28 protein-coding genes and 2 tRNA genes are annotated in these 22,754 nt (G+C 71.2%); 13 read left to right on the top strand and 17 right to left on the bottom strand.

Annotation, left to right across the window (positions count from 1 at the left end; genetic code table 11):
• Positions 1-49 precede the first annotated feature (49 nt).
• The 5 genes from ACIPEQ_RS13675 to ACIPEQ_RS13655 form a co-directional block, all read right to left on the bottom strand.
• A tRNA-Arg gene (locus tag ACIPEQ_RS13675) sits at positions 50-124 on the bottom strand.
• A 13-nt stretch (positions 125-137) separates the two neighbouring features.
• Entirely contained in the window at positions 138-1,241 is a 1,104-nt protein-coding gene (locus ACIPEQ_RS13670; protein ID WP_402715583.1) for an epoxide hydrolase family protein, read from the bottom strand.
• 224 nt (positions 1,242-1,465) lie between these two features.
• Positions 1,466-1,960 carry an HNH endonuclease gene (locus ACIPEQ_RS13665; RefSeq protein WP_126892399.1) on the bottom strand — a complete coding sequence of 165 codons (495 nt, stop codon included), beginning with the start codon at positions 1,958-1,960 and terminating at the stop codon, positions 1,466-1,468.
• A gap of 378 nt (positions 1,961-2,338) precedes the next feature.
• On the bottom strand, positions 2,339-3,286 hold the full coding sequence (locus ACIPEQ_RS13660; protein WP_402715582.1) for a C40 family peptidase: 948 nt from the start codon (positions 3,284-3,286) through the stop codon (positions 2,339-2,341).
• A 303-nt stretch (positions 3,287-3,589) separates the two neighbouring features.
• A complete protein-coding gene (locus ACIPEQ_RS13655) occupies positions 3,590-4,285 on the bottom strand; it encodes a metal-dependent transcriptional regulator (RefSeq protein WP_126892660.1) in 696 nt (231 codons plus the stop codon).
• 165 nt (positions 4,286-4,450) lie between these two features.
• Between ACIPEQ_RS13655 and serC the strand changes: the two genes are divergently transcribed.
• The gene (serC, locus tag ACIPEQ_RS13650; RefSeq protein WP_402715581.1) at positions 4,451-5,569 is read left to right on the top strand and encodes a phosphoserine transaminase; all 1,119 of its coding nucleotides are present in this window, start codon (positions 4,451-4,453) and stop codon (positions 5,567-5,569) included.
• 102 nt (positions 5,570-5,671) lie between these two features.
• Here the strand turns inward: serC and ACIPEQ_RS13645 are convergent, their stop codons facing one another.
• Positions 5,672-6,355, bottom strand: coding sequence for a DUF3027 domain-containing protein (locus ACIPEQ_RS13645; protein ID WP_402715580.1), 684 nt, complete (start codon positions 6,353-6,355; stop codon positions 5,672-5,674).
• Entirely contained in the window at positions 6,355-6,732 is a 378-nt protein-coding gene (locus ACIPEQ_RS13640; protein ID WP_126892663.1) for a cold-shock protein, read from the bottom strand. Before ACIPEQ_RS13640 ends, ACIPEQ_RS13645 begins: the two co-directional genes overlap by 1 nt.
• A gap of 54 nt (positions 6,733-6,786) precedes the next feature.
• On the opposite strand from ACIPEQ_RS13640, the gene ACIPEQ_RS13635 reads away from it, so the two are divergent.
• From ACIPEQ_RS13635 to ACIPEQ_RS13615, 5 genes are all read left to right on the top strand, one after another.
• Positions 6,787-7,086 carry a hypothetical protein gene (locus ACIPEQ_RS13635; RefSeq protein ID WP_250367989.1) on the top strand — a complete coding sequence of 100 codons (300 nt, stop codon included), beginning with the start codon at positions 6,787-6,789 and terminating at the stop codon, positions 7,084-7,086.
• A gap of 28 nt (positions 7,087-7,114) precedes the next feature.
• The gene (locus ACIPEQ_RS13630; RefSeq protein ID WP_402715579.1) at positions 7,115-8,878 is read left to right on the top strand and encodes a helicase-associated domain-containing protein; all 1,764 of its coding nucleotides are present in this window, start codon (positions 7,115-7,117) and stop codon (positions 8,876-8,878) included.
• A gap of 98 nt (positions 8,879-8,976) precedes the next feature.
• Complete coding sequence (locus tag ACIPEQ_RS13625; RefSeq protein ID WP_126892318.1) at positions 8,977-10,671, top strand: DNA repair helicase XPB; 1,695 nt, start codon at positions 8,977-8,979, stop codon at positions 10,669-10,671.
• A 55-nt stretch (positions 10,672-10,726) separates the two neighbouring features.
• The gene (locus ACIPEQ_RS13620; protein WP_069713320.1) at positions 10,727-11,422 is read left to right on the top strand and encodes a response regulator transcription factor; all 696 of its coding nucleotides are present in this window, start codon (positions 10,727-10,729) and stop codon (positions 11,420-11,422) included.
• Positions 11,423-11,483: 61 nt separating this feature from the next.
• Positions 11,484-13,184 (top strand): sensor histidine kinase, encoded by a 1,701-nt coding sequence (locus ACIPEQ_RS13615; RefSeq protein ID WP_209675402.1) that lies wholly within the window; start codon positions 11,484-11,486, stop codon positions 13,182-13,184.
• A 122-nt stretch (positions 13,185-13,306) separates the two neighbouring features.
• Here the strand turns inward: ACIPEQ_RS13615 and ACIPEQ_RS13610 are convergent, their stop codons facing one another.
• The gene (locus ACIPEQ_RS13610; protein ID WP_402715578.1) at positions 13,307-13,831 is read right to left on the bottom strand and encodes a hypothetical protein; all 525 of its coding nucleotides are present in this window, start codon (positions 13,829-13,831) and stop codon (positions 13,307-13,309) included.
• Between the two features lie 42 nt (positions 13,832-13,873).
• Between ACIPEQ_RS13610 and ACIPEQ_RS13605 the strand changes: the two genes are divergently transcribed.
• On the top strand, positions 13,874-14,302 hold the full coding sequence (locus tag ACIPEQ_RS13605) for a hypothetical protein (protein ID WP_402715577.1): 429 nt from the start codon (positions 13,874-13,876) through the stop codon (positions 14,300-14,302).
• A gap of 171 nt (positions 14,303-14,473) precedes the next feature.
• On the opposite strand, the gene groL is transcribed toward ACIPEQ_RS13605, so the two are convergent.
• The 6 genes from groL to ACIPEQ_RS13575 all read right to left on the bottom strand — a co-directional run bounded on the left by groL (position 14,474) and on the right by ACIPEQ_RS13575 (position 19,285).
• On the bottom strand, positions 14,474-16,093 hold the full coding sequence (gene groL, locus ACIPEQ_RS13600) for a chaperonin GroEL (RefSeq protein ID WP_250367993.1): 1,620 nt from the start codon (positions 16,091-16,093) through the stop codon (positions 14,474-14,476).
• 269 nt (positions 16,094-16,362) lie between these two features.
• Complete coding sequence (locus tag ACIPEQ_RS13595) at positions 16,363-16,566, bottom strand: cold-shock protein (protein ID WP_066656547.1); 204 nt, start codon at positions 16,564-16,566, stop codon at positions 16,363-16,365.
• Positions 16,567-16,748: 182 nt separating this feature from the next.
• A complete protein-coding gene (locus ACIPEQ_RS13590) occupies positions 16,749-17,339 on the bottom strand; it encodes a LytR C-terminal domain-containing protein (RefSeq protein WP_402715576.1) in 591 nt (196 codons plus the stop codon).
• Positions 17,336-17,629, bottom strand: a complete 294-nt coding sequence (locus ACIPEQ_RS13585; RefSeq protein WP_238638234.1) for a DUF3263 domain-containing protein — start codon at positions 17,627-17,629, stop codon at positions 17,336-17,338. Before ACIPEQ_RS13585 ends, ACIPEQ_RS13590 begins: the two co-directional genes overlap by 4 nt.
• Before the next feature lie 97 nt (positions 17,630-17,726).
• A complete protein-coding gene (locus ACIPEQ_RS13580; RefSeq protein ID WP_402715575.1) occupies positions 17,727-18,821 on the bottom strand; it encodes a DUF2332 family protein in 1,095 nt (364 codons plus the stop codon).
• Positions 18,818-19,285 carry a GNAT family N-acetyltransferase gene (locus tag ACIPEQ_RS13575; protein WP_402715574.1) on the bottom strand — a complete coding sequence of 156 codons (468 nt, stop codon included), beginning with the start codon at positions 19,283-19,285 and terminating at the stop codon, positions 18,818-18,820. Before ACIPEQ_RS13575 ends, ACIPEQ_RS13580 begins: the two co-directional genes overlap by 4 nt.
• Positions 19,286-19,350: 65 nt before the next feature.
• Between ACIPEQ_RS13575 and msrB the strand changes: the two genes are divergently transcribed.
• Both msrB and ACIPEQ_RS13565 read left to right on the top strand, forming a co-directional pair.
• Positions 19,351-19,755, top strand: coding sequence for a peptide-methionine (R)-S-oxide reductase MsrB (gene msrB, locus ACIPEQ_RS13570; RefSeq protein ID WP_126892672.1), 405 nt, complete (start codon positions 19,351-19,353; stop codon positions 19,753-19,755).
• A 36-nt stretch (positions 19,756-19,791) separates the two neighbouring features.
• Positions 19,792-19,864, top strand: a tRNA-Thr gene (locus ACIPEQ_RS13565).
• Positions 19,865-19,941: 77 nt separating this feature from the next.
• On the opposite strand, the gene ACIPEQ_RS13560 is transcribed toward ACIPEQ_RS13565, so the two are convergent.
• From ACIPEQ_RS13560 to ACIPEQ_RS13550, 3 genes are read right to left on the bottom strand one after another with little or no spacing between them, the layout of a single operon-like run.
• Positions 19,942-21,093, bottom strand: coding sequence for a tyrosine-type recombinase/integrase (locus ACIPEQ_RS13560; RefSeq protein WP_402715573.1), 1,152 nt, complete (start codon positions 21,091-21,093; stop codon positions 19,942-19,944).
• Entirely contained in the window at positions 21,093-21,506 is a 414-nt protein-coding gene (locus ACIPEQ_RS13555) for an ImmA/IrrE family metallo-endopeptidase (protein ID WP_402715572.1), read from the bottom strand. The genes ACIPEQ_RS13560 and ACIPEQ_RS13555 overlap by 1 nt, the downstream gene beginning before the upstream one ends.
• A gap of 23 nt (positions 21,507-21,529) precedes the next feature.
• On the bottom strand, positions 21,530-21,931 hold the full coding sequence (locus tag ACIPEQ_RS13550) for a helix-turn-helix domain-containing protein (protein WP_402715571.1): 402 nt from the start codon (positions 21,929-21,931) through the stop codon (positions 21,530-21,532).
• A gap of 87 nt (positions 21,932-22,018) precedes the next feature.
• Here ACIPEQ_RS13550 and ACIPEQ_RS13545 point away from each other — a divergent pair, with 87 nt between their 5' ends.
• Genes ACIPEQ_RS13545 through ACIPEQ_RS13530 form a run of 4 tightly spaced genes read left to right on the top strand, consistent with a single transcriptional unit; the run spans position 22,019 to position 22,723 of the window.
• Positions 22,019-22,270 carry a helix-turn-helix domain-containing protein gene (locus ACIPEQ_RS13545; protein WP_402715570.1) on the top strand — a complete coding sequence of 84 codons (252 nt, stop codon included), beginning with the start codon at positions 22,019-22,021 and terminating at the stop codon, positions 22,268-22,270.
• On the top strand, positions 22,267-22,437 hold the full coding sequence (locus ACIPEQ_RS13540; protein WP_402715569.1) for a hypothetical protein: 171 nt from the start codon (positions 22,267-22,269) through the stop codon (positions 22,435-22,437). Before ACIPEQ_RS13545 ends, ACIPEQ_RS13540 begins: the two co-directional genes overlap by 4 nt.
• On the top strand, positions 22,434-22,601 hold the full coding sequence (locus tag ACIPEQ_RS13535) for a hypothetical protein (RefSeq protein ID WP_402715568.1): 168 nt from the start codon (positions 22,434-22,436) through the stop codon (positions 22,599-22,601). Before ACIPEQ_RS13540 ends, ACIPEQ_RS13535 begins: the two co-directional genes overlap by 4 nt.
• Positions 22,598-22,723 (top strand): hypothetical protein, encoded by a 126-nt coding sequence (locus tag ACIPEQ_RS13530; protein WP_402715567.1) that lies wholly within the window; start codon positions 22,598-22,600, stop codon positions 22,721-22,723. Before ACIPEQ_RS13535 ends, ACIPEQ_RS13530 begins: the two co-directional genes overlap by 4 nt.
• Positions 22,724-22,754 lie beyond the last annotated feature (31 nt).

Raw genomic sequence — 22,754 nt, 5'->3', positions numbered from 1 at the left:
TCGACCCGCATCGATCGGCCTACGTTCGACCTGAACCCCCGACGACGACTGGTGCCCCTGGAGGGACTCGAACCCCCAACCGTTTCCTTAGGACGGAACTGCTCTTCCATTGAGCTACAAAGGCTGGCCCGTCCACTCTAGCGGCGGTACGGCTCCAGGAACGCGCATACCTCGTCCATGAACAACTGCGGCTGCTCGAACGGCGCGAAGTGCCCGCCCCGGTCGAGCTCGTGGTGGTACACGAGGTTCGTCGTCCGCTCGAGCCACTCCCGCGGTGCCCGGACGATGTCGCCCGGGAACACCGAGAACCCCGATGGCACCTCCACCCGCCGGCTCAGCTGCACGGCGGGGATCGCGGCGTTCGCGTGGTACATCCGCATCGACGAGCCGATGGTCGCCGTCGCCCAGTACTCGGTCAGCAGCGCCAGGACCTCGTCGCGCGTGCAGACCGACCAGAGGTCACCGCCGCAGTCGCTCCACGACCGGAGCTTCTCGACGATCCACGCGGCGAGGCCCGCGGGCGAGTCGGTGAGCCCGACGGCGGCGGTCTGCGGCTTGGTGCGGTGCATCATCGCGTAGGCGCCCTCGGCGGTCCGCCACCGGTCGGTCTCCTGCACGAAGGCCCGCTCGGCAGGCGACAACGAAGAGGTGTCGATCCCCGGCCATGCGAGCCCGCCGTCGATCCGGTGCGCGGCGACGACCCGGTCGGGGTGGTCGAGCGCGAGGTAGCGGACGACGTGCGTCCCGATGTCCCCACCAGACGCCGCGAAGCGCTCGTACCCGAGGTCCGTCATCAGCGTCGCCCACATGCCGGCGACCTCGCGGGCGTCGAGCACCCGCGGTGGCGCGTCCGAGAAGCCGTACCCGGGCATGTCCGGCACGACGACGTCGAACCCGGCCGCGACGAGCAGCGGGAGGACCTTGCGGTACCGCCACCCGGAGTCCGGCCAGCCGTGGGCGAGCAGCAGCGGGAGGGCATCGGGACGACCGGATCGCGCATGCAGCACGTGGACCCGGATGCCGTCGACGACGTGCCGCTCGGACGGCAGCGCGGCGAGCTGTTCCCGGTGTGCGTCGAAGTCGAACCCGTCCGCCCAGTACTCGACCAGGGGCCGGAGCTCGTCCACGTCGACGCCGAGCGACCACCCGGTGCCGGCGAGAGCGTCCGGCCACCGCGTGCTGCGCAACCGGGCACGGAGGTCCTCGATCGTGGCGTCGTCGATCACGGGCGTCTCGCTCATGGCTCGCACGCTACGCCCGCCCGTTCCTTCCCATCACGCGCGCGATGGGAGGACGTTCCGCGCGTCGGAGGCCCGGAGGAACGCCACCCTACGAGCGGATCGGTCTCCCACGCGCGGGACGGTCCACGGAAGCAGCCGCGCGCCGGTCAGCGCGACCGGGGACGGACGGGAGGCGCGTGGCGGCGCCGCCACGCGCCTCCCGTCCGTCGCGGCGCGAGCCGCCGCTACGCGGCCACCAGGTACTCGTCCCACTCCGACTGCGGGCGCTCGATCCCACGGACCACCCAGGACGCCCCGTGGGGCGCCTTCGGCCGGAACCGCAGCCGCCACCCCATCTCCTGCGGGGTGCGGTCGCCCTTCGTGTTGTTGCAGGCCAGGCAGCAGGCGACGAGGTTCTCCCACGAGTCCTGGCCGCCGCGCGACCGTGGCTGCACGTGGTCGATCGTGGTGGCGTGCCGGTCGCAGTACGCGCAGCGGTTGGCGTCACGCCGCAGGACCCCGCGACGCGACACCGGTACGAGCCGGGCGTGCGGGATGCGCACGTAGTGGGTGAGGATGATGACGGACGGACGGTCGAAGCTCGCGGACGACCCCGTGACCGGGTGGTCGAGGTCTGCGGCGATGACGGCGGCCTTCTGGTTCATGACCAGCACGAGGGCCCGTCGGTCCGAGATCACCGCGAGGGGCTCGTAACCGGCGTTGAGGACGAGAGTGCGCATGGGTTCCCTTCCGACGGTGCCTGGACGGCTTCCAGGCGCTGCGGGTGCGTCGGGTCGATCGACGTCGACAGGGGACCGCGACCTGCGACCACGCCCTGAACCACGAAGAGCACCACCCGGATGGGCAGTGCTCTCGTCATGCAGGTGCGTGATGGTGCACGCAGGGGGCGGTCGACCGTATGTCCACGAGCGCGCGCCGACCCGTGGTGCGGGTCGTGCGGAACGCTGACATGAGGTCTCCCGTGTTCGGGCCGGATCGGACCGGTGCAGCACCAGGCTACGTCGGAAACCGGCCCGACACGAGGGTGTGCGGACCGGTTTCCGGGAGTGTTCACGGGAACGACACACTGGTCGTCGCCGCTGCGCGGGTGTCGGGGGTCAGATCCCGAAGCGCACGATGTGGTAGCTGCTCGTCCAGATCGGGCGGATCGACACGGAACCGCCGGGCTTCGGCGCGTCCATGATCATGCCGTTGCCCATGTAGAAGCCGTCGTGCGAGCCGTCGTTGAAGATCACGACGTCACCCGGCTGTGCCTGCGACTCGGGGATGGTGGTGCCCGCGGCGTCCTGCAGCGGGACCGAGTGCGGGAGGCTGATGCCGTACTGCGCGTAGACGTACATGATGTAGCCCGAGCAGTCGAAGCCGGACGGGTCCGCGCCGCCGAAGACGTACGGGGTGCCGATGTACTGCTTCGCGGTGGCGACGACGGCCGGCAGCGAGAACGGGGTGTTCGCGGCGGCGGCGCTCGAGGCGATCTGGTTCGCGGACGGGCCGTTGTACGACGAGTACTGCTTCGCGGTCTGTGCACGCGCAGCCTGGGTCGCTGCTGCCTGCGCCTGCGCGGCGGCGGCCTGCTCGGCTGCGGCCTTCTGCGCGGCCTCGGCGTCGAGGGTGGACTGCGCAGTCGCACCGAAGCCGTCGCGCGAGGTCCCGGCGAGGGCCACGGCGTCGGACACCGAGAACTGCTGCGCCTGGGCCGCACGGACCTGGCGCTGCGCGTCGGCGGCGGTGGTGCCGTTCTGCTGCGTCGCGGCGACGGCCGGCGCGACGGCCACCGTGCCGAACATGCCGACGGCGACCGTCAGCACGACGGGGGCGAGGAACCGGCGCTTCCGGGCCGAGCTGCTCGCCTTGGCGGCCTCGGCGGCGCGGGCGGCCTGGGCGGCGCGGCGACCGCCGGGGAGCGGGGCGTCGCGGACGGGGGTGATGCGACGGGCGAGGGCTTCGGTCTGGCGCGCGGCCCGCCGGGTGAGCGGGGCGTCGTTCGCGGTGTTCGTCGGGTTCGCGGGCGTCTGGCCGTCCGCGGCGGTACCGGTCTGCGTCAAGGGTGGTGTCTCCGGCGTCTCGTCACCGTCTCCGCCTGGGTCAGGGCGGAGGGGCGGACCCCATCCGTTCGTCATCGTTTCCGATCGAGGCAGGAGACGGGTTCGAGACGTCCTGCCACGGGTCCAGGGCCTCGTGGGCGGCCCGGGGACTCGACGAGTGTACGTGCGGGTCGTTACCTTGTCGAGATGAAACGACGGTTCGGTAACGGAACGATCACGAACCCCTGATCAGGAGCGGTCGATGCCCGTTACCTTGTGCTGATTCTCAGGCTGGGACGGCAGTCGGGGCCACGTCCGGGGTGGTCAGTCCCGCTCGATGTAGACGTGCTGCGCGACCTCGGTCGGCAGCTCGATGCCGGCGTCCTCGCCGTCCACCCGCACGGCGACGTACGCCCCCGCGCGCTGCACCCGTGCGACACGGCCCGGCATGACCCCGGCGGTGCGCAGCTGGTGCAGCAGCTCGGGCTCGAACTGCACGGGCTCCCCCAGCCGCCGGACGACACCGGTGGCCACGGCGTCCGTGCCGTCGGTCGCCGCGACGATGTTCTGCACGCCGTCGAGGAACTGCTCCGCCGCCGGACCGCCGATCTCCGCCAGGCCCGGGATCGGGTTCCCGTAGGGCGACTCCGTGGGGTTGCCGAGCATCTCGAGCAGCCGCACCTCGACCTGCTCGCTCATCACGTGCTCCCAACGGCAGGCCTCGTCGTGCACGAACGCCCAGTCGAGCCCGATGACGTCGGCGAGGAGCCGCTCCGCCAGCCGGTGCTTCCGCATCACGTGCGTGGCGCGCGAACGTCCCTCGCCCGTGAGCTCGAGGTGGCGGTCACCGGAGACCACGACCAGACCGTCGCGCTCCATCCGCGCGATGGTCTGCGAGACGGTGGGACCGGAGTGGCCGAGACGCTCGGAGATGCGCGCGCGCAGCGGCACGATCCCCTCTTCCTCGAGGTCGAGGATCGTCCGCAGGTACATCTCCGTGGTGTCGACGAGATCGGTCACGGTCCGCCTCTCATGTCTGGGCCCAGCCCGATCCACCCTACTTGAGCAGTGCGACGAAACCGCACCGCGGGGCGCGTTCCACGGCCTGGAGGCGCGGCCCGGGTCCGCCCCGTCCGGCCGGTGCAGGGTCGGTGGCGGTGGGATACCGCTGGCTAGGATCGGCACATGGCAGACATCGTCATCCCCGCCGAACTCCTCCCGACCGACGGACGCTTCGGCTGCGGTCCGTCCAAGATCCGCGGCGCGCAGCTCGAGTCGCTCGTGACCCGCGGGGCGACGATCCTCGGCACGTCCCACCGCCAGAAGCCCGTCAAGGACCTCGTCGGCAGCGTCCGCCGCGGGCTCGCCGACCTCTTCCAGCTCCCCGACGGCTACGAGGTCGTCCTCGGCAACGGCGGCTCGACCGCGTTCTGGGACGCCGCCGCCTTCGGGCTCGTCGAGCGTCGAGCCGAGAACCTGTCCTTCGGCGAGTTCGGCTCGAAGTTCGCCAAGGCCACGAAGACCCCGTGGCTCGAGGCCCCGCACGTCGTCGAGGCGCCCGGCGGCTCGCTCGCCGCGCTCGAACCGGTCGAGGGCGTCGACGTCTACGCCTACCCGCACAACGAGACCTCGACGGGCGTCATGGCCCCGGTCGTCCGCGCCGCGGGCGACGACGGCGCGCTGACCGTCGTCGACGCCACGAGCGCCGCCGGCGGAGCCGCCTTCGACGTCTCGGCGACCGACGTCTACTACTTCGCGCCGCAGAAGAACTTCGCCTCGGACGGCGGCCTGTGGCTCGCCCTGTTCTCCCCCGCGGCGATCGAGCGCGTCGAGCGCATCGCCGCGTCGGGACGGTACATCCCGGAGTTCCTCTCCCTGCAGAACGCCGTGGACAACTCGCGGCTCGACCAGACGCTGAACACCCCGGCGCTCTCGACCCTGCTGCTGCTCGACGACCAGGTCTCGTGGATCAACCAGTCCGGTGGCCTGGCGTGGGCGGACACCCGGACGAAGACGTCGTCGTCGACGATCTACGACTGGGCCGAGGCCTCCGAGCACGCCACCCCGTTCGTCACCGACCCCGCGCACCGGTCGCAGGTCGTCGCGACGATCGACCTCGACGACGCGATCGACGCGAAGGCCGTGGCCGCGACGCTCCGTGCGAACGGCATCGTGGACACCGAGCCGTACCGGAAGCTCGGCCGCAACCAGCTCCGCGTCGCCACGTTCACCGCGATCGACCCGGACGACGTCGCCAAGCTCGTCCGCGCGATCGACTTCGTCATCGGCGAGCTGCGCGGCTGAGCCCGAGAGCCGCACCGCCCTCGCGAAACGCAACGAAGGCGGTTCCGCGCAGCGTCGTACCGCTGCGAGGAACCGCCTTCGTTGCGTCGTGCGGAGGGGGCGTCAGGCGCCGTGTCGCTCCGGGTCCGTCTCGGACGGGTCGAGCCGGTCGACCTCGAGGTCCTCGTCGGGGTCGGTGGGCCGGACGCGGGACGCCCGTCGGCGCGAGCCGCGGGAGCGCGCCGGAGCGGAGGCCTCGGCGACCTCGTCGTCGGTGTCGTCGGCGTCGTCGGGGTCCTCGGAGTCGCCCGCCGCGTCGACGTCGACACCGTCGAGCTCGTCGTCGTCGGACTCGGCGAGGTCGTCCTCGTCGTCCTCGAACTCGTCGTCGTCGTCCGCGACGTCGTCGTCGGTCTCGTCGTCGTCCGGGTCCTCGTAGTCGAGGTCCTCGTCGTCATCGTCGTCCGACTCGTCGTCGTCCGACTCGTCGTCGTCCGACTCGTCGTCGTCCTCGTCCGCCTGCCCGGCGCGGTACTCCGCCATCCGGTCCGCCCACGGCACCCAGTCCGGGGCGACCAGTGACCCGTCGCCGGGCATCAGCTCGACCTCGAGCACGGTGGGCTCGTCGCCCTCGACCTGCGCGATCGAGACCGTCCAGCGCCAGCCGGGGTAGCCGGGCATCCGGTTGGAGAACAGGACCGAGACGACGCCGTCGCCCTCGTCCACGGTGCCGACCTGCTGGCCGACCGTCGACTCCGGGGTGACCTCGAGCAGCGCCTTCCGCGCGAGCTCCGTGTGGTCGACCATCAGGCGTCCAGCTGGTCTGCGACGTGGCGCAGGATCGCGGCGAGGCGCTCGCCGTTCTTCGGGTAGCGACCGTGGCGCAGGTCGCCGCTGATCCGGTCGAGCTCCTTCACGAGGTCCTCGACGATCACCGCCATGTCGTCGGCGGAGCGGCGGGACATCTTCGCGAGCGAGGGCGCGGGCTCGAGCAGCCGCACGGACAGCGCCTGCGAGCCCTTCTTGCCCTGCACGACCCCGTACTCCAGGCGGGTCCCGGCCTTGACCGAGGTCACACCGTCCGGCAGCGAGGACGCGTGCAGGAAGACCGGCTCACCGTCGTCGCCGGTGATGAACCCGAACCCCTTCTGGTCGTCGTAGAACTTGACCTTGCCGGTGGGCATGCGTGGTCTCCTCGTGGTCTGGAACGGCCGTGGTGCGTCGGATATCCTGGGTCGATGGCCAAGCCGACCCGAACCGCCGGGAACACGCGTGACTCCGCGGACACCCCGGTGACGTTCAATCGTACCGAACGCGTCCTCGGGTTCATGATCGGCGGCATCTTCATCGCCGGCCTCCTCTGCATCATCGCGATGGTCGTGATGTGGCTGACCGTCCCGAGCGCCAACGGATCGATGCCCTGGCCGGTCATCATGGCGGTCCCGCTGATCGGTCTGCCCATCGGCATGGTGCTGGTCCTCGTCCTGCTCGGACTGACCTGGACCAAGCGCGCCCGCGAGAACCGGTCGGACCGCTGAGGATCCGCGCGGACCGGAGCGGCGGACGATGACGACCACCGCCGACCTCGCCGCCCGGCTGCGGGGGATGCCCGACGACGAGCTGGAACGACTCGTGGTCGCCCGCCGTCTGCCCGCGGCCGTCCTCGCCGAGTCCGGCCCGCAGCACGCGGCCGACTTCTTCGACCTCGCCGAGGCCCTGCGCACCGACGACGCGATCGACGCCGCGCTCGAACACCTGCCCCGGACGACCCTCCTCGCCCTCCGCGACGGGTCGGCCGACGCCGACGCGCTCGCCCCGGCGGTCGCGCTCGGCCTCGCCGACGACGAGGGCGACGTCGACGACGCGGTCACCGCACGCCTGGCAGCCCGCCCCGAGCTCGGCGACCTGCGGCCGGGAGGCACGGCACCGGTCCGCCCCGCCGCACCCGACGAGCGGGTGGTCGACCAGGACCGCGCACGTGCGACCGGAGCCGAGCACGCGTTCACGACGATGACGGTGCTCGCCGAGCTGCTGCGGGCGGTCGACGCCGGCGAGGTCCGCGAGCTCGTCAAGGGCGGCATCGGCACGCCGCTCGCCCGGACCCTCGGCGAGCGCGTCGGCGCCGAGCCGGACGTCGTGCCCGACCGCCTCGCCCTGCTCGACCGCACCGGGCTCGCCGATGCCGGCGAGGGCCGCTGGGCCGTGACGCCCGCCGGTCGCACCTGGCTCGTGGCGGCGTGGCCGGACCGCTGGGTCGACCTCGCCGGACGGTGGTGGCACGCGCTCGACCCGGCCGTGCACGACGTGCTCCGGACGGCGGGCGACGACCTGCACGACCTGGCCGCCGTCGGGCGGTGGGCGTTCCCGGCCGGAGCCCGGTGGCTCGACGCCGTGCTGCTCGACGTCGCCGGCACCGCCGAGGTCCTCGGCCTCGCGGTCGACGGCACCGTGACCGCGACGGGTCGCGCGGTCCTCGAGGGTGACGCCGCCACCGCGACCGAGGACCTGCCGCCGACCGTCGAGGGCGTCTACCTGCAGCACGACCTGACGGTCATCGCCCCGGGCCCGCTGTCCCCCGCGGACGACGCGGCGCTCCGGACGGTCGCCGACCTCGAGGCGCCGGGGCTCGCTGCGCGGTACCGCGTCTCCGAGGACTCCGTGCGCCGGGCCCTCCGGGCGGGCGCCACCCGCGACGACCTGCTCGTGCTGCTGGACCGGCTGTCGGCGACCGACGTGCCCCAGCCCCTCACCTACCTCGTCGACCAGGTGGCCTCGCGCGACGGTGGCCTCGTGGTCGACGTCGCACCGGACGGCCGCGGCGCGGTCGTGCACGGGACGCCGGACCAGCTCGACCTCGTCGGGGTCGACGCCGAGCTCCGGCAGCTGACCTGGGAGCGCGTCGACCTGTCGACGCTGACCGCCCCGCACCCGCCGCACGTGGTCCACGCGGCGCTCGAGGAGCAGCGGTACCCGGCCGTGCTGACGGCCGTGGCCCGCCCGGTGACGCAGGACGCGCCTCCCGGCCGTCGTCGTGGTGCCGGCCGCACTCCGGAGCAGGCCGCGCACGCGCTGGTGGAGCGGCTGCGCCTGACGACGGAGCGTGGCGACGCGGAACCGGAGCAGGAGTGGCTCGGGCGGCAGATCGACCTCGCGGTGCGCGGGAAGACGCCGATCCGGCTGACGGTCCGGATGCCGGACGGGTCGGAGCGACCGATGTCGATCGTGCCGACGTCGGTCGCCGCCGGACGGGTCCGCGGCCGGGACACCGCGGTCGACGTGGAGCGGACGCTGCCGCTGTCGCTCGTCGTCGCGGTCGAGAGCGAGGCCTGAGCCACGCGTTCCTGCACAGCCGTGCCCCGCGAGCCGGTTCTCCACCGTTGCGCACCGGGGGCGGCGGCTCGCAGCCGCGCCGCCTAGGCTGATCCGTCATGAACGGACCGCTGATCGTGCAGAGTGACCGCACCGTGCTCCTCGAGGTCGCCCACCCCCAGGCCGAGGACGCCCGGCACGAGCTCGCGGCCTTCGCCGAGCTCGAACGCGCCCCGGAGCACGTGCACACCTACCGGATCACGCGGCTCGGTCTGTGGAACGCGCGCGCGGCCGGCCACGACGCCGAGTCGATGATCGGCACGCTCGAGCGGTTCGCCAAGTTCCCGGTCCCGCAGAGCGTCACCGTCGACATCCGTGACACCGTCTCGCGCTACGGGCGGCTCGTCATCCGCCGCGAGGAGCGCGAGGACGCCCCGGCGATCGCGAACTCCCCGACCGAGGAGCTGGAGCGCCAGCCGCTCCTGCTCCTCACCGCCGAGGACCCGTCGGTCCTGGCCGAGGTGACCCGGTCGAAGCGCATCAAGCCCCTGCTCGGCGACCAGCGCTCCCCCTCGGAGATCGAGCTGCAGCCCTGGGCCCGCGGGCAGGTCAAGCAGGAGCTCGTGAAGCTCGGGTGGCCGGCGGAGGACCTCGCGGGCTACACGCCGGGGCAGCCGCACCCGATCGACCTCGACACGGCGTCCTGGCACATGCGCCCGTACCAGGAGCAGGCCGTCGACACGTTCTTCGCGCAGGGGTCCGGCGTGGTCGTGCTGCCCTGTGGTGCCGGCAAGACGCTCGTCGGCGCCGGGGCGATGGCGACCGTCAAGGCGACGACGCTCATCCTCGTCACGAACACCGTGTCCGCCCGGCAGTGGCGCGACGAACTCCTGCGCCGGACGACCCTGTCCCCGGAGGACATCGGCGAGTACTCCGGCACCTCGAAGGAGATCCGCCCGGTCACCATCGCGACGTACCAGATCCTGACCGCCCGACGGAAGGGCGAGTACACGCACCTGTCGCTGCTCGACGCCCTCGACTGGGGCCTGATCGTCTACGACGAGGTCCACCTGCTCCCCGCGCCGGTGTTCAAGCTCACCGCCGACCTGCAGGCGCGGCGACGACTCGGGCTCACGGCGACCCTGGTGCGCGAGGACGGCCGCGAGAGCGACGTGTTCTCGCTCATCGGGCCGAAGCGCTACGACGCCCCGTGGAAGGAGATCGAGGCGCAGGGCTACATCTCCCCGGCCGCCTGCTACGAGGTCCGCATCGACCTGCCGCACCAGGACCGCCTGGAGTACGCGGCGTCGGGCGACGACGAGCGCTACCGGATGGCGGCGACCTCACCCGCGAAGACCCCGGTCGTGCGCGAGCTCATCGAGAAGCACCACGGTGAGCAGATCCTCGTGATCGGGCAGTACATCGACCAGCTCGACGACCTCGCCGCGTCGCTCGACGCCGCCGAGATCACCGGATCGACCCCGGTCGACGAGCGCGAGCGGCTGTTCCAGGCCTTCCGCGAGGGCTCGATCGACGTGCTCGTGGTGTCGAAGGTGGCGAACTTCTCGGTGGACCTGCCCGACGCGACCGTCGCGATCCAGGTGTCCGGCTCGTTCGGCTCCCGACAGGAGGAAGCGCAGCGCCTCGGCCGTCTGCTCCGTCCGAACAAGGACGGCCTCCCGGCGTCGTTCTACACGCTCGTGACGCGCGACACCGTCGACCAGGACTTCGCACAGAACCGCCAGCGGTTCTTGGCCGAGCAGGGGTACGCGTACACGATCCTCGACGCCGACCAGGTCCTGGCAGCCGCGTAGTCACCACACGACGCGCTCCCAGGAAACCTCTAGGGAACGGTCAGAGGATGGGTCCATGACCGATGGCCCCAAGATCCTGATCGTCGACGACGAGCCGAACATCCGCGACCTCCTCACGACCTCGCTGCGCTTCGCCGGGTTCGCCGTCCGTGCGGTCGGCAACGGGGCCCAGGCGATCTCGGCCGTGCTCGAGGAGGAGCCCGACCTGATCATCCTCGACGTGATGCTCCCCGACATGAACGGCTTCGGCGTGACCAAGCGCCTCCGTTCGTCCGGGTACACCTCGCCGATCCTGTTCCTCACCGCGAAGGACGACACCGAGGACAAGATCACCGGGCTCACGGTCGGCGGTGACGACTACGTCACGAAGCCGTTCTCGCTCGACGAGATCGTCGCCCGCATCAAGGCCATCCTCCGTCGCACGATGAACGACGAAGAGGACGCGATCATCCGCGCCGGCGAGCTCACCATGGACCAGGACACCCACGAGGTCACGATCGGCGACGCGCAGATCGAGCTGTCCCCGACCGAGTTCAAGCTCCTGCGCTACCTCATGCTCAACCCGAACCGCGTGCTGTCGAAGGCGCAGATCCTCGACCACGTGTGGGAGTACGACTTCAACGGCGACGCGGGCATCGTCGAGTCCTACATCTCGTACCTGCGTCGCAAGCTCGACCAGTACTCGACCGAGCCGATCATCCAGACGAAGCGCGGCTTCGGCTACATGCTGAAGGCGACCAAGGCGTCCTGACGTCGGGCACACGGCGACCGTCCGGTTTCACCGGGCGGTCGCCGCTTATCGTTGGGGCAGCATGCACACGCGAATGAGCCGCTGGTGGGACGGGATCTCCCTCCGCACCAAGATCACCGGGATCACGGTGCTCCTCGTCGCGCTCGGGCTGCTCGTCGCCGGCCTCGGCACCATGACGGTGCTGTCGACGTACCTGATGCAGCAGCTCGACAACACCGTCAAGCAGACCACCGAGCAGCTCGAGGGCCAGAACATCAGCGACGGCCAGCAGTACTGCACGCTGTCGATCGTCCTGTCGCAGAGCGCCTACGTCGCCGCCTACGACTCCCGTGGCGACAAGATCTGCCAGACCCGTGCGTCCAGCCGGCCGGACATCCGGTCGCTCGACTTCGCTGCCGCGGCGCAGAACTCGCAGCGGTTCTCGCTGTACGACAGCCAGCACGACCACGAGTGGCGTGCACAGGTCATCCCGGCGTCGCTGCAGAACCAGTCGAGCGGCACGTCGGAGACCGGGTACGTGCTCGTCGCCGTGTCGAGCGCCGACACCGACCAGACCATCGCGCGCTTCACGGTGATCTTCCTCGGCTTCGGCATCTCGGTGATCCTGCTCGGCGCGATGCTCACCCGGCTCCTCGTGACGGCCACCTTCGATCCGCTCCGCGACGTGGAGGACACCGCCGCACGGTTCGCTGCGGGTGACTTCAACCAGCGCCTCGAGGCGGACACCCCGAACACCGAGGTCGGCCGGCTCAACCGCTCCCTGAACGCGATGCTCGAGCGGATCGACTCGGCGTTCGAGGACCGCGAGCGCACCATCGACCAGATGCGTCGCTTCGTGGGTGACGCCTCGCACGAGCTCCGGACGCCGCTGGTGTCGCTTCGTGGCTACGCCGAGCTCTACCGGATGGGGGCGCTCCGCAAGGAGGAGGACGTCGCCCAGGCGATGGACCGCATCGAGAAGGAAGCGCAGCGGATGGGCCTGCTCGTGCAGGACCTCCTCCAGCTCGCGCGCATCGACGAGTCGAAGCCGCTCGAGCTCGGCCCGGTCGACCTCGTCGCCATCGCCCGCGACTCGGCGCTGGACACCATGGCGTCGAACCCCGACCGTGAGATCCAGGTGCTGGTCGAGGACGCCGTGACCGGTGTCAGCGTGCCGCAGGCCGTGCGACCCGGCGCGTTCGGGCAGCACGACACCGGCGAGACCCCGGTGTCCCCGCCGTCGGCCAACACGACCGGGCCGATCGCGTTCTCGCGGCAGACCATCGCGCGGCTCCGGGCCCGACGCACCCGGGCGATGGGCGTCGACGGTACGGTGCCGACCGACGAGACCACACCCCTGCCGACCGTCGTGCTGCCCGCTCGCCCGCCGATCGTCCTGGCGGAGGAGAACAAGATCCGCCAGGTCGTGACGAACCTGATGGGCAACGCGATGCGCTTCACCGCACACGACGACCCGATCGAGATCGGCATCGGCGTCGACGACGACCGCGGCATGGCGCACATCGACGTCATCGACCACGGCGAGGGCATCCCGCCGCAGCTGCGCGAGAAGATCTTCCAGCGCTTCTGGCGTGCCGACACCTCACGCGCGCGGGACACCGGCGGCTCGGGCCTCGGGCTCGCGATCGTCTCCGGCATCGTGCACGCGCACAACGGCTCCGTCGAGGTCTTCGACACCGAGGGCGGCGGCGCCACGTTCCGCGTCTGGCTCCCCCTGCTCCCCCGCGACTACACCCCCACCCCGAAGTCCCCCGCCGCCTGACGGCGCCCGGCCCGCCGGTCGCTGGTTCGCCGCTCGCTGGTTCGCCGCTCGCTGGTTCGCCGAGCGCGCACGCTCTGGCACGATCGGGCCCTCCACCCGACCGAACAGACCCGAGGGGCGCATCACCCGCGGCGTGTCTTGCCCGCTCGATCGGCGAACGCACGGCGCAACCGTTCGAACAACACCGCCGGGCGAGCAAGATCCACAGCGGTCGCATGGATCACGAGCCATCCGTTGACCGTGAAGCCGTTGTTCCTGCGCTGGTCGTGTCGGTACGTGTCCTGATCGCGGTGGTGATCGCCGTCGTACTCCAGGGCGATCCGGTACGTCGGCCAGGCCATGTCCACCCGTCCGAGGAACTGAGCGTCTGCACCGTGCACGTCGACGTTCAGCTCCGGCTCCGGGAAGCCGGCGTCGACCACGGCGAGCCGGAGGTGCGACTCCATCGCCGACTCCGCACCGACACGGATCCGCTCAAGCGCGAGCCGTGCCGTCCGGACGCCTCGTGCACCGGGTCGGATCGCGGCCGCGAGGTCGTCGAGCGTCGCGAGTCCGGCCTTCCCCACCAGGTGGTCCCCCAGCGCCACGAGGTCCGCGACGGAGAACGTCTCGGCGCACTCGAACCAGGCCCGGGCTGGTGGACTCACCGGTCCGTACGGACTCGAGGCGACCTCGGTGCTCGGAGAACGATGGCCGACGACCCCGGCACGCCGCATCGCAACGTCGTGCTCGGAGGAGACGTGGACGGTGTCGTCGTCGCAGAGCGCTCGCGGTACCGGTGCACCCCAGAGCCGAGCGGCGGTGACGTGGCTGAAGCGCTGCCCCGGTCGAAGGACGGCGCCCACCGCCTCGATCCTGCTGACGTCGGTGCCGGCGGGAGCGCGGACGCCGTGGATGGGTGTCACGAGGTCACTGCGCCGGAGCCGCTCGGGGCCGATGCCTGCACGAAGTGCGTCACCGACGGCGAAGGTGGTCTGGCCGAACGGGACGGGAAGTGGCGGTGGCTGGGGCACGTCTGCGAGGATCGCCCGCTCGGTGCCGGAACCAGCCCGAAGCAGCCCGCACTGTGGAGAACGACGCTGGTCGAGCCTCCTGTGCGGGACAGAGCGTCGCAGTGAGCGAGCAGGACATGCCGCGCGGTGACTGCCGTGCGAGCGCGATCCGTCGCCAGGACGGGCTGAGCGTGACGGAAATGGCCCACTGGGTGAACCCCACCCGGCCCCGCCCCGCCCCCCGTACGCGGAAGGGCCCCGCACGCAGCGCGTGCGGGGCCCTTCCGGCTACCGGGACTAGAAGTCCATGCCACCCGTGGGGTCGCCGGCCGGCATGGCCGGGTTCTTCTCCGGCTTGTCGGCGACGACGGCCTCGGTCGTGAGGAACAGACCGGCGATCGACGCGGCGTTCTGCAGCGCCGAGCGCGTGACCTTGGCCGGGTCGATGATGCCCGCGGCGACCAGGTCGACGTACTCGCCGGTCGCGGCGTTGAGGCCGTGACCCGACTCGAGCTCGCGGACCTTGGCGGCGACGACGCCCGGCTCGAGACCGGCGTTCAGCGCGATCTGCTTGAGCGGCGCGTCGATCGCGACGCGGACGATGTTCGCACCGGTCGCCTCGTCACCCTGCAGGTCGAGCGAGTCGAGCGCGACGGACGCCTGGATGAGCGCGACGCCACCACCGGCGACGATGCCCTCCTCGACGGCGGCCTTCGCGTTGCGGACGGCGTCCTCGATGCGGTGCTTGCGCTCCTTGAGCTCGACCTCGGTCGCGGCACCCGCCTTGATGACGGCCACGCCACCGGCGAGCTTCGCGAGGCGCTCCTGGAGCTTCTCGCGGTCGTAGTCGGAGTCGGTCGCCTCGATCTCGGAGCGGATCTGACGGACGCGGCCCGCGATCTGCTCGTCGTCGCCGGCACCCTCGATGATCGTGGTCTCGTCCTTGGTGATGATCACCTTGCGGGCCTTGCCCAGCAGGTCGAGGGTCGCGTTCTCGAGCTTGAGGCCGACCTCTTCCGAGATGACCTGGCCGCCGGTCAGGATCGCGATGTCCTGCAGCATGGCCTTGCGACGGTCACCGAAGCCCGGGGCCTTGACGGCGACGGACTTGAAGATGCCGCGGATCTTGTTCACGACGAGGGTCGCGAGGGCTTCGCCGTCGACGTCCTCGGCGATGATCAGGAGCTGCTTGCCCGCCTGGATCACCTTGTCGACGACCGGGAGCAGGTCCTTGATGTTGGAGATCTTCGAGTTGACGATGAGGATGTACGGGTCCTCGAAGACGGCCTCCTGGCGCTCCGGGTCCGTGACGAAGTACTGCGACAGGTAGCCCTTGTCGAAGCGCATGCCCTCGGTCAGCTCGAGCTCGGTGCCGAAGGTGTTCGACTCCTCGACGGTGACGACGCCCTCCTTGCCGACCTTGTCGATCGCCTCGGCGATGAGCTCGCCGATGGTGGAGTCAGCGGCCGAGATCGACGCGGTGGCGGCGATCTGGTCCTTGGTCTCGATGTCCTTCGCGTTGGCGAGGAGCTGGTCGGAGACGGCGGCGACGGCCTTCTCGATGCCGCGCTTGAGCGACACGGGGTCGGCACCGGCGGCGACGTTGCGGAGGCCCTCGCGGACGAGCGCCTGGGCGAGCACGGTCGCGGTGGTCGTACCGTCACCGGCGACGTCGTCGGTCTTCTTGGCGACCTCCTTGACGAGCTCCGCACCGATCTTCTCGTACGGGTCGTCGAGCTCGATCTCCTTGGCGATGGAGACACCGTCGTTCGTGATCGTGGGGGCGCCCCACTTCTTCTCGAGGACGACGTTGCGGCCGCGCGGGCCGAGCGTCACCTTCACGGCGTCGGCCAGGGTGTTCAGGCCGCGCTCGAGGCCACGGCGGGCCTCCTCGTCGAAAGCAATGATCTTAGCCATGTGAGTTTCTCGTCCCTCCCGGACGTCGTCATGGGGGTCGTGCTGGCACTCAGCGTGAGCGAGTGCCAACGCCGATTCTGGCACTCGCCGGGTGCGAGTGCAACACAGCCGGGAGGCACGGCCCGACTTCCCAGGTCACGGTGCGGCACCGGGTCCACCAGCCCGCCCGGGCGGTGCCGGCCCCGCGACCACGGCACCGCGACCACGGCACCGCACACGACGAACGCGCCGCCCCCGAGGGGACGGCGCGTCGACGGGTGGCCCCGGACTCAGGCGGGACGGACCGCCTCGGCCTGCGGGCCCTTGGACCCGGTGCCGACGTCGAACGTCACCGCCTGGCCCTCCTCGAGGACCTTGTAGCCCGACATGTCGATTGCCGAGTAGTGCACGAACACGTCCTGGCCCCCTCCATCCACGGTGATGAAGCCGAAGCCCTTCTCGGCGTTGAACCACTTCACGGTTCCGTTGGCCATGATCTCTTGCTCCCTGGTGCTGCTGTTGCGAACGACGCCGTCGCCGTCTGGCGATGACTCTCGTGCAACAACCGCCGCAAGGCAAGAGGTGTGACGTTCTTCCACGCCGATTCCGTCAAGAATCAACCTGCCCGAAACACCGCCGTCACACAGCGCGCGTCGGCGCTGTCCCGACGAGCCGGTCAGCCGCCGTAGTCGGCGCCGAGCACCACGCTGACGTCGACGTTCGGGAAGGCCGCGGACTGCTCCACCGTCGCGATGCCCAGGGCCTTCGCCACGCCCTGCGCCACGGCCTGCTGGTCGGGCTGCTGGTAGTAGACCACGGACGTGGTCGCCCCCGTCGTCCCGGCGTCGCCCGTCGACGCGACCTTCCAGCCGGCGCTGGTCAGTGCGGTGCGGCCCCGGGCGGCCAGACCGGTGGTCGTCGTGCCGTTCAGCACGACCACGCTCGTCGTGCCCTGCGCCGACGGCTCCGCCGCACTCGGCTCCTCGGACGCGGGTGCGGACTGCTCCTCGGACGGCGACTCCGACGGCGCGGCCGACGCGGACGAGCTCGACGAGGGACGCGGCGACGAGGTCGAGCCCGGGAACGAGTAGCTCCCGTTCAGCAGCGCGAGCACGAGGACGCCGACGAGCACGAGCACACCGGTGGCGAGGGCGCCCCAGGCGAACGCGATCCACCCGCGTCCACGACGACGGGCACCGCGGTGCGCTCCGACCCGGGGGCCGTCGGAGACCTCGTCGAACCGGTCTCGCGGGTATCTCTCGGTCATCGTTCCTCTTCACGGGGATCGGGCGCGGGGGCGACGAACGCGCGCGCCGCTCGTGCTCGGGTGCGTTCGTGGCGGAGCCGCTGCAGCCGACCGACCAGCTGCGGGTCGAGGGCGAGCGCGGCAGGCAGGTCGATCACGCGGTTGAGCACCTGGTAGTAACGCGCCGGCGACATGTCGAACTCGACCCGGATCTCCGCTTCCTTCGTGCGGTCGTGTCGCGCCCGGTCGTGCTCGAACGCGAGCACGCGCTGGTCGAGCTCGCTGAGCTCGTCGGTGGGGAGGGCGGTCACGGCACTTCCGGTCACGGTTCGGTCACGGGTCGTGGACATCGTAGGGGTGCCCGGCGGCCCGACCCTGGTACGCGGCTGGACTGTCGCGAGACCCGGTTCAGGCTCCCGGTCGCCGGAACCACCGGACGCGCACGCCGAACGGGTCGCAGACGGCCAGCGCCACACCGTCGAGCGAGACCGTCGCGAACGCGTCCGGGTCCGCCGGGTCGACGTCGTCCGGCAGCGTCGCGGCCACCCCGCGCAGGATCCCGGTGCGCTCGAGGGCGACCCAGTGCACGCCCCGCTCCCGCAGGCGGTCGACCACGCGCTGCCGGTCGGGTCCCGGCACGTAGACGAGGGTCCCGGTGGTGAGCACCACCGGTCGGACGCCGTCCGGCAGCGCGTCCAGTGCGCGGTCGAGGTCACCGGGCAGCGTTCCCCGGATCCGGACGGGAGGCACGGCGAGCGTCGCCCTCGCGGCCTCGCGCATCAGGGTGGTGCGGTCCGTCGCCTCGGGTGGGACGGCCTCCACCAGGCGGTCGAACGCCCCCGGCTCGGCGAGGTCGATCGGGTTCGGGTCGAGGGCGACCCGCGCCCCGATCCGGATCGGGGTGCCGGACGGCTCGGGGAGCGTCCCGCTGGCCTCGACCGTCAGGTGCACCGACGGCTCGGCGACGGCGGTGTGCACCCGGACGCGGTCGGACCGCACCCCGGGGCGGACGTCGCGCCCCCGGGCACCGGGGTGCAGCGCCCGCGAGGGGGCGCGACCGGCGTCGGGCGACCCCGCGACGACGTGGTCGAGCGTGACCCGGTCCGGGATCGAGCAGAGTCCGGCGGCGGCCCCGGCGTCGACGAGTCCGAGGGGCCGCGGGTCGTCGGCCCGCGCCGATGCCGCGGCGAGCGCCTGCAGGACCGGGACGACGGGACCGAGCCGCCGCGGGTCGTTGGCCTGCACCGTGGCGGTGGTGAGGGCCGTGACCAGCGCGGGGCGGGCCTCCCGTCCGAGCGCACGCAGCGACCCGGGGTCCGACGGGTCCGCGCCGAGCCGCCGCGCGACCGCGAACACGAGCTCCGGCTGCCGCTGCTGCTCCGGCAGCGTGTCCAGGAGTGCGACCAGGTCGTCGTCGACCGACCGCGCCCAGGCTGCGTACGACGGCGAGACCGGGGTGATGCGCTCCGCGTAGGCGGCGTAGCGCTCGCGCGTGCCAGTCACGGGCGGTGCATGCCGACGTGGCGGATGCCGGCCTCGTCGTACGGCGCACCGAACCGGACGAAGCCGTGGCGTTCGTAGAGGCCCGCGACGTACTCCTGGGCGTGCAGGACGAACGGCTCGTGCCCGTGTTCGTCGAGGACGGCGGCGACCAGGCGGCCGGCGATCCCCTGTCCGCGGTGGTCCGGGTGGGTGGCGACCCGGCCGACGACCCAGGCCGGCGGCGCCGAGCCCGCCGGGTGCTCCTCGTCGGGTGCTGGTCGGACCAGGCGGAGGTACCCGACCGGATCGTCGTCCGCTCCGAACCACCAGTGCTCGGTGTCGGGTTCGCGGTCACGGCCGTCGAAGTCGTCGGCGGTGACCCGCTGCTCGAGCGCGAAGACGCGGTTCCGCAGCCGCACGATGCCGTACAGTTCGTCCGTCGTCAGGCGGGTCCAGCGGGCGTGGCGGACGGAATGCTCGGACATCGTCGCGAGTTTACTGAAGGGGTCGGGCATCACCATCGAGTCCCGACCGGAAGCAGGAGGAAGCAATGGCGTACAACGTCGACAAGTCCGACGCCCAGTGGCGCGAGGAGCTCTCCCCGGACCAGTACGCCGTGCTCCGGCAGGCCGGGACCGAGCGTCCGTGGACGGGCGAGCTGCTCGACGAGGAGCGCGCCGGCATCTACACGTGTGCAGCGTGCGGCGCGGAGCTGTTCCAGAGCGGCACGAAGTTCGACTCCGGCTGCGGCTGGCCGTCGTTCTACGAGTCCGTGCGGCCCGAGGCGGTCCAACTCATCGAGGACAAGTCGCTCGGCATGGTCCGCACCGAGGTCCGCTGCGCGAACTGCGGCTCGCACCTCGGGCACGTGTTCCCCGACGGCTTCGGCACCCCCACCGGTGACCGCTACTGCATGAACTCGCTCTCGCTGAACTTCGCCGAGCAGAGCGAATGAGCCCCCGGCGCGCTCGCCGCTAGGATGGGCGCGTCAGCCGGCATGGCGCAATTGGTAGCGCACCGTACTTGTAATACGGGGGTTGTCGGTTCGAGTCCGACTGTCGGCTCAGAAATCCCAGATCAGGCCCCAAATTGCTTCGGCAGTTTGGGGCCTTTTCGTCGTCCCGGGCACGGAAACGCACCGCTAATCGGTGCCGAACTGGTCGAGGAGGTCCCGGACGTCCGGTCCGACGTGGATGTGCCCGGTGTAGTGGTCACGGGTCCAGCGGGTGTCGCCGTGGCCGAGCTGCTGCGCTGCGGCGTCGAGATCCTGGCCGTTGCGGATCATCGTCGCGACGGTCTTCCGGCACGTGTACGGAACGAGCCAGTCGGGGTACTCGAGCGCCTCGCGGAAGGTGCGCCACTGGGTGCGCATGTTGTTCGGGGAGCGGAGCGTGCCGACGGCGGAGGGGAACACCCACTCGGTCGTCGCTTCGGCGGTTCGGCGGACGAGCATCCGTACGGCGAACGGCGGGAGCGCGAGCGTACGGAACCCGGCGGCGGTCTTCGGCTTCGGCTGACGCTGCAGGCCCTCGCCGCGGACGTGCACGGCGGTGCCGGTGATCGTCACGGTCTTCACCTCGGAGCGGAGGTCGACGTCCTGCCAGCGGAGGGCGAGCACCTCCCCGGTGCGGACGCCGGTCGCGATGAGCATGTCGAACACGTCGGCGAGGTCGGTGAGCCGCTGGCGTCCACCGCGGTCCTTGCTCGCGTCCCACTCCTGCAGGTGGGCGCGGAGCAGGACGACCTCCTCGCGGCTGATGGTGTGGATCAGGCCGGGGGTACTCGTGACGTTCTCGGTCTCGCGCACGGGGTTCATCGCTGCGGCGCCGTGGCGAACGGCGAGCGAGAACATGCCCATGAGCACGACGCGGCAGAGCGCGGCCGTCGCCTTGCCGACGTTCTCCTCGACGGCGACGAGGTGCCGGTCGACGACGGGCACGGTGACCTCGCGCACTCGAAGCTCGCCGAGCGCCGGCCGGACGTGGTTCTTGATCGTCCGGCGGTAGACGTCGAGGGTCCCGTTCGCTCGCTTGCCGAGGAGCGTGTCGTACCAGCGGTCGGCGAGGATCGAGACGCGGGCTTCGCCGTTCAGGTCGGCACCGTGCAGGCGAACGCGGTCGCGGAGGTGCTCGACGAGCGCGTCCTTCGCCTTCTGCCGGCTCGCTCCGGTGCGGCGGACCTGCCGGGTCACGCCGTCGAAGTCGCGAAACCTGGCCGACGCGGTCCAGTCAGTGCCCTTGCCGGTCGCGCTGATGTTGCCCCAGGTGCCGAGGACGAGCGGTGGGCGGGCCATCAGACGAGGACTCGGCGGCGGCCGGCGTAGGTGCGCTCCCCGAGGCGCTGCAGGACGTAGCGCCGGAAGTCGTGGACGATCTTCGGGGTCACGTTGAGCTCCTCGGCGATGTAGTGGACATCCGGGCTGATCTGTTCGAGCTCGGCGTACTCCTCGGGATCGACGAGAAGGGTCGCCGCGTACGTGTCTGCCTGGCGCTCGAGCGGGCTGTGCGGGCCGAGGTCGCAGGTGTGGCCGTAGTAGACGTGGCCCAGCTCGTGAGCGAGCGTGGATCGCCGCTCGCAAGGCGTGAGGCCGAGGTCGAGGTAGACCCGGTCTTCCACGGGGCTGTAGCCGCCGAGCAGCCCGTCCGGAAGGTGGGTCAGGACGACGCGCACGCCCAGGGAGGCGGCACGGTGGAGCAGTTCCTTCAATCGGTCCCCCTGGTTCGCGGTGGTTACTCCGCGTGCGGCTGGTCGGTCTTGCGGCGGCCTCGCTGGGCGGCGAGGGCCACGTCACTGCGGCTGAGGTGCTCGGTGTCGAGGTCGACGTCGATGTCCTCGTCAGCCGCGGTGTCATCCTGGGCGACAGGGCTGACATCAGTGCGCGCCGCGACAGTCTGCTCGGCGTCGAGCACGACGGCCTGGAAGTCAGCACCGAGGAACGCGGTCGCACGGAACAGCTGGTCGATGTCCCAGTGCTTCCCGCCAGCGAGCATCCTCGACATCTGCGCGGGCGAGACACCGACGGCAGCGGCGAGCTTCTGCTGCTCGACTCCCCGGCGGACCATGAGGCCCTTGATGATCGCGGCGACCTCCTTGGTGAGGTCGGACGGCTCGGGGCGCGCACTTGCTGGCATGAGCAGGAACCTACCAGTTTTGGAAAGTTGTCCGCAAGAGGTCGTTTCTGGGTTGCCATATGAAAACCACAGTGGCAGGCTTTCCATATGGCAACCACGACAGCGGCATCCCGGACGGTGGCAGACGAGGTGCTGGCAATCCTGGCCCGCAAGCGTCTGACTCGTTCCTGGCTGACCGAAGGAACCGGCATCCCCATCGCGACCATGTCGCGACGCCTCAACGCACAGTCTGCGTTCACGATCGATGAGCTCGTGAGCATTGCCCAGGCGTTGGAGGTCCCCCTCGGCGAGATCCTCGCCCCCATCAGCAGCCCCGAGACGGCGGCGGTCGCAGCATGAGCGGCCGGCTCCCGGGCGACATGTACGGCGCGTACTTCCCCTGCGAGCCATACGTCGTCGACTTCGTCCCCACCGCGGAACAGACTGCTGCGACCGTCGCGGCTGCGGAGCGACGCGGGAGCTCCGACCTGCTCCCGATGCTGCTCGGAGAGGCGGTGTCCTCGTGAAGACCGCTCTGGTCCTCATGGCGTGCGCCTTCGCCGTCGCGATCCCCCGCGGCCTGTTCGGCCCCCCGACCATCGACGGAGCCACGTTCCTCGTGCTCGTGCTGGCTCTGTCCTCTCTCGCCGCGTACTGGCGCTGGTCGGTCGCCCCTCGAGGCGACCGATGACCGGTCACGGCGTGATGTGCGCCTGCGCTGCTCACCGACGTGACGACGACCTCGACGACGAGCTCGCCGGCAAGACCATCGCCCGCGCCACCGAGCACGACGAGACGGACCCCTGCGACTGATCTGAGCAGCACCCCCGCGCTCGGTCCCCTA

The sequence above is a fragment of the Curtobacterium sp. NPDC087080 genome (genome assembly GCF_044745105.1).
Taxonomy (GTDB): Bacteria; Actinomycetota; Actinomycetes; order Actinomycetales; family Microbacteriaceae; genus Curtobacterium.
Note: the sequence above shows the minus strand (reverse complement) of the source record. Positions and strands in the feature narration are given on the sequence as shown.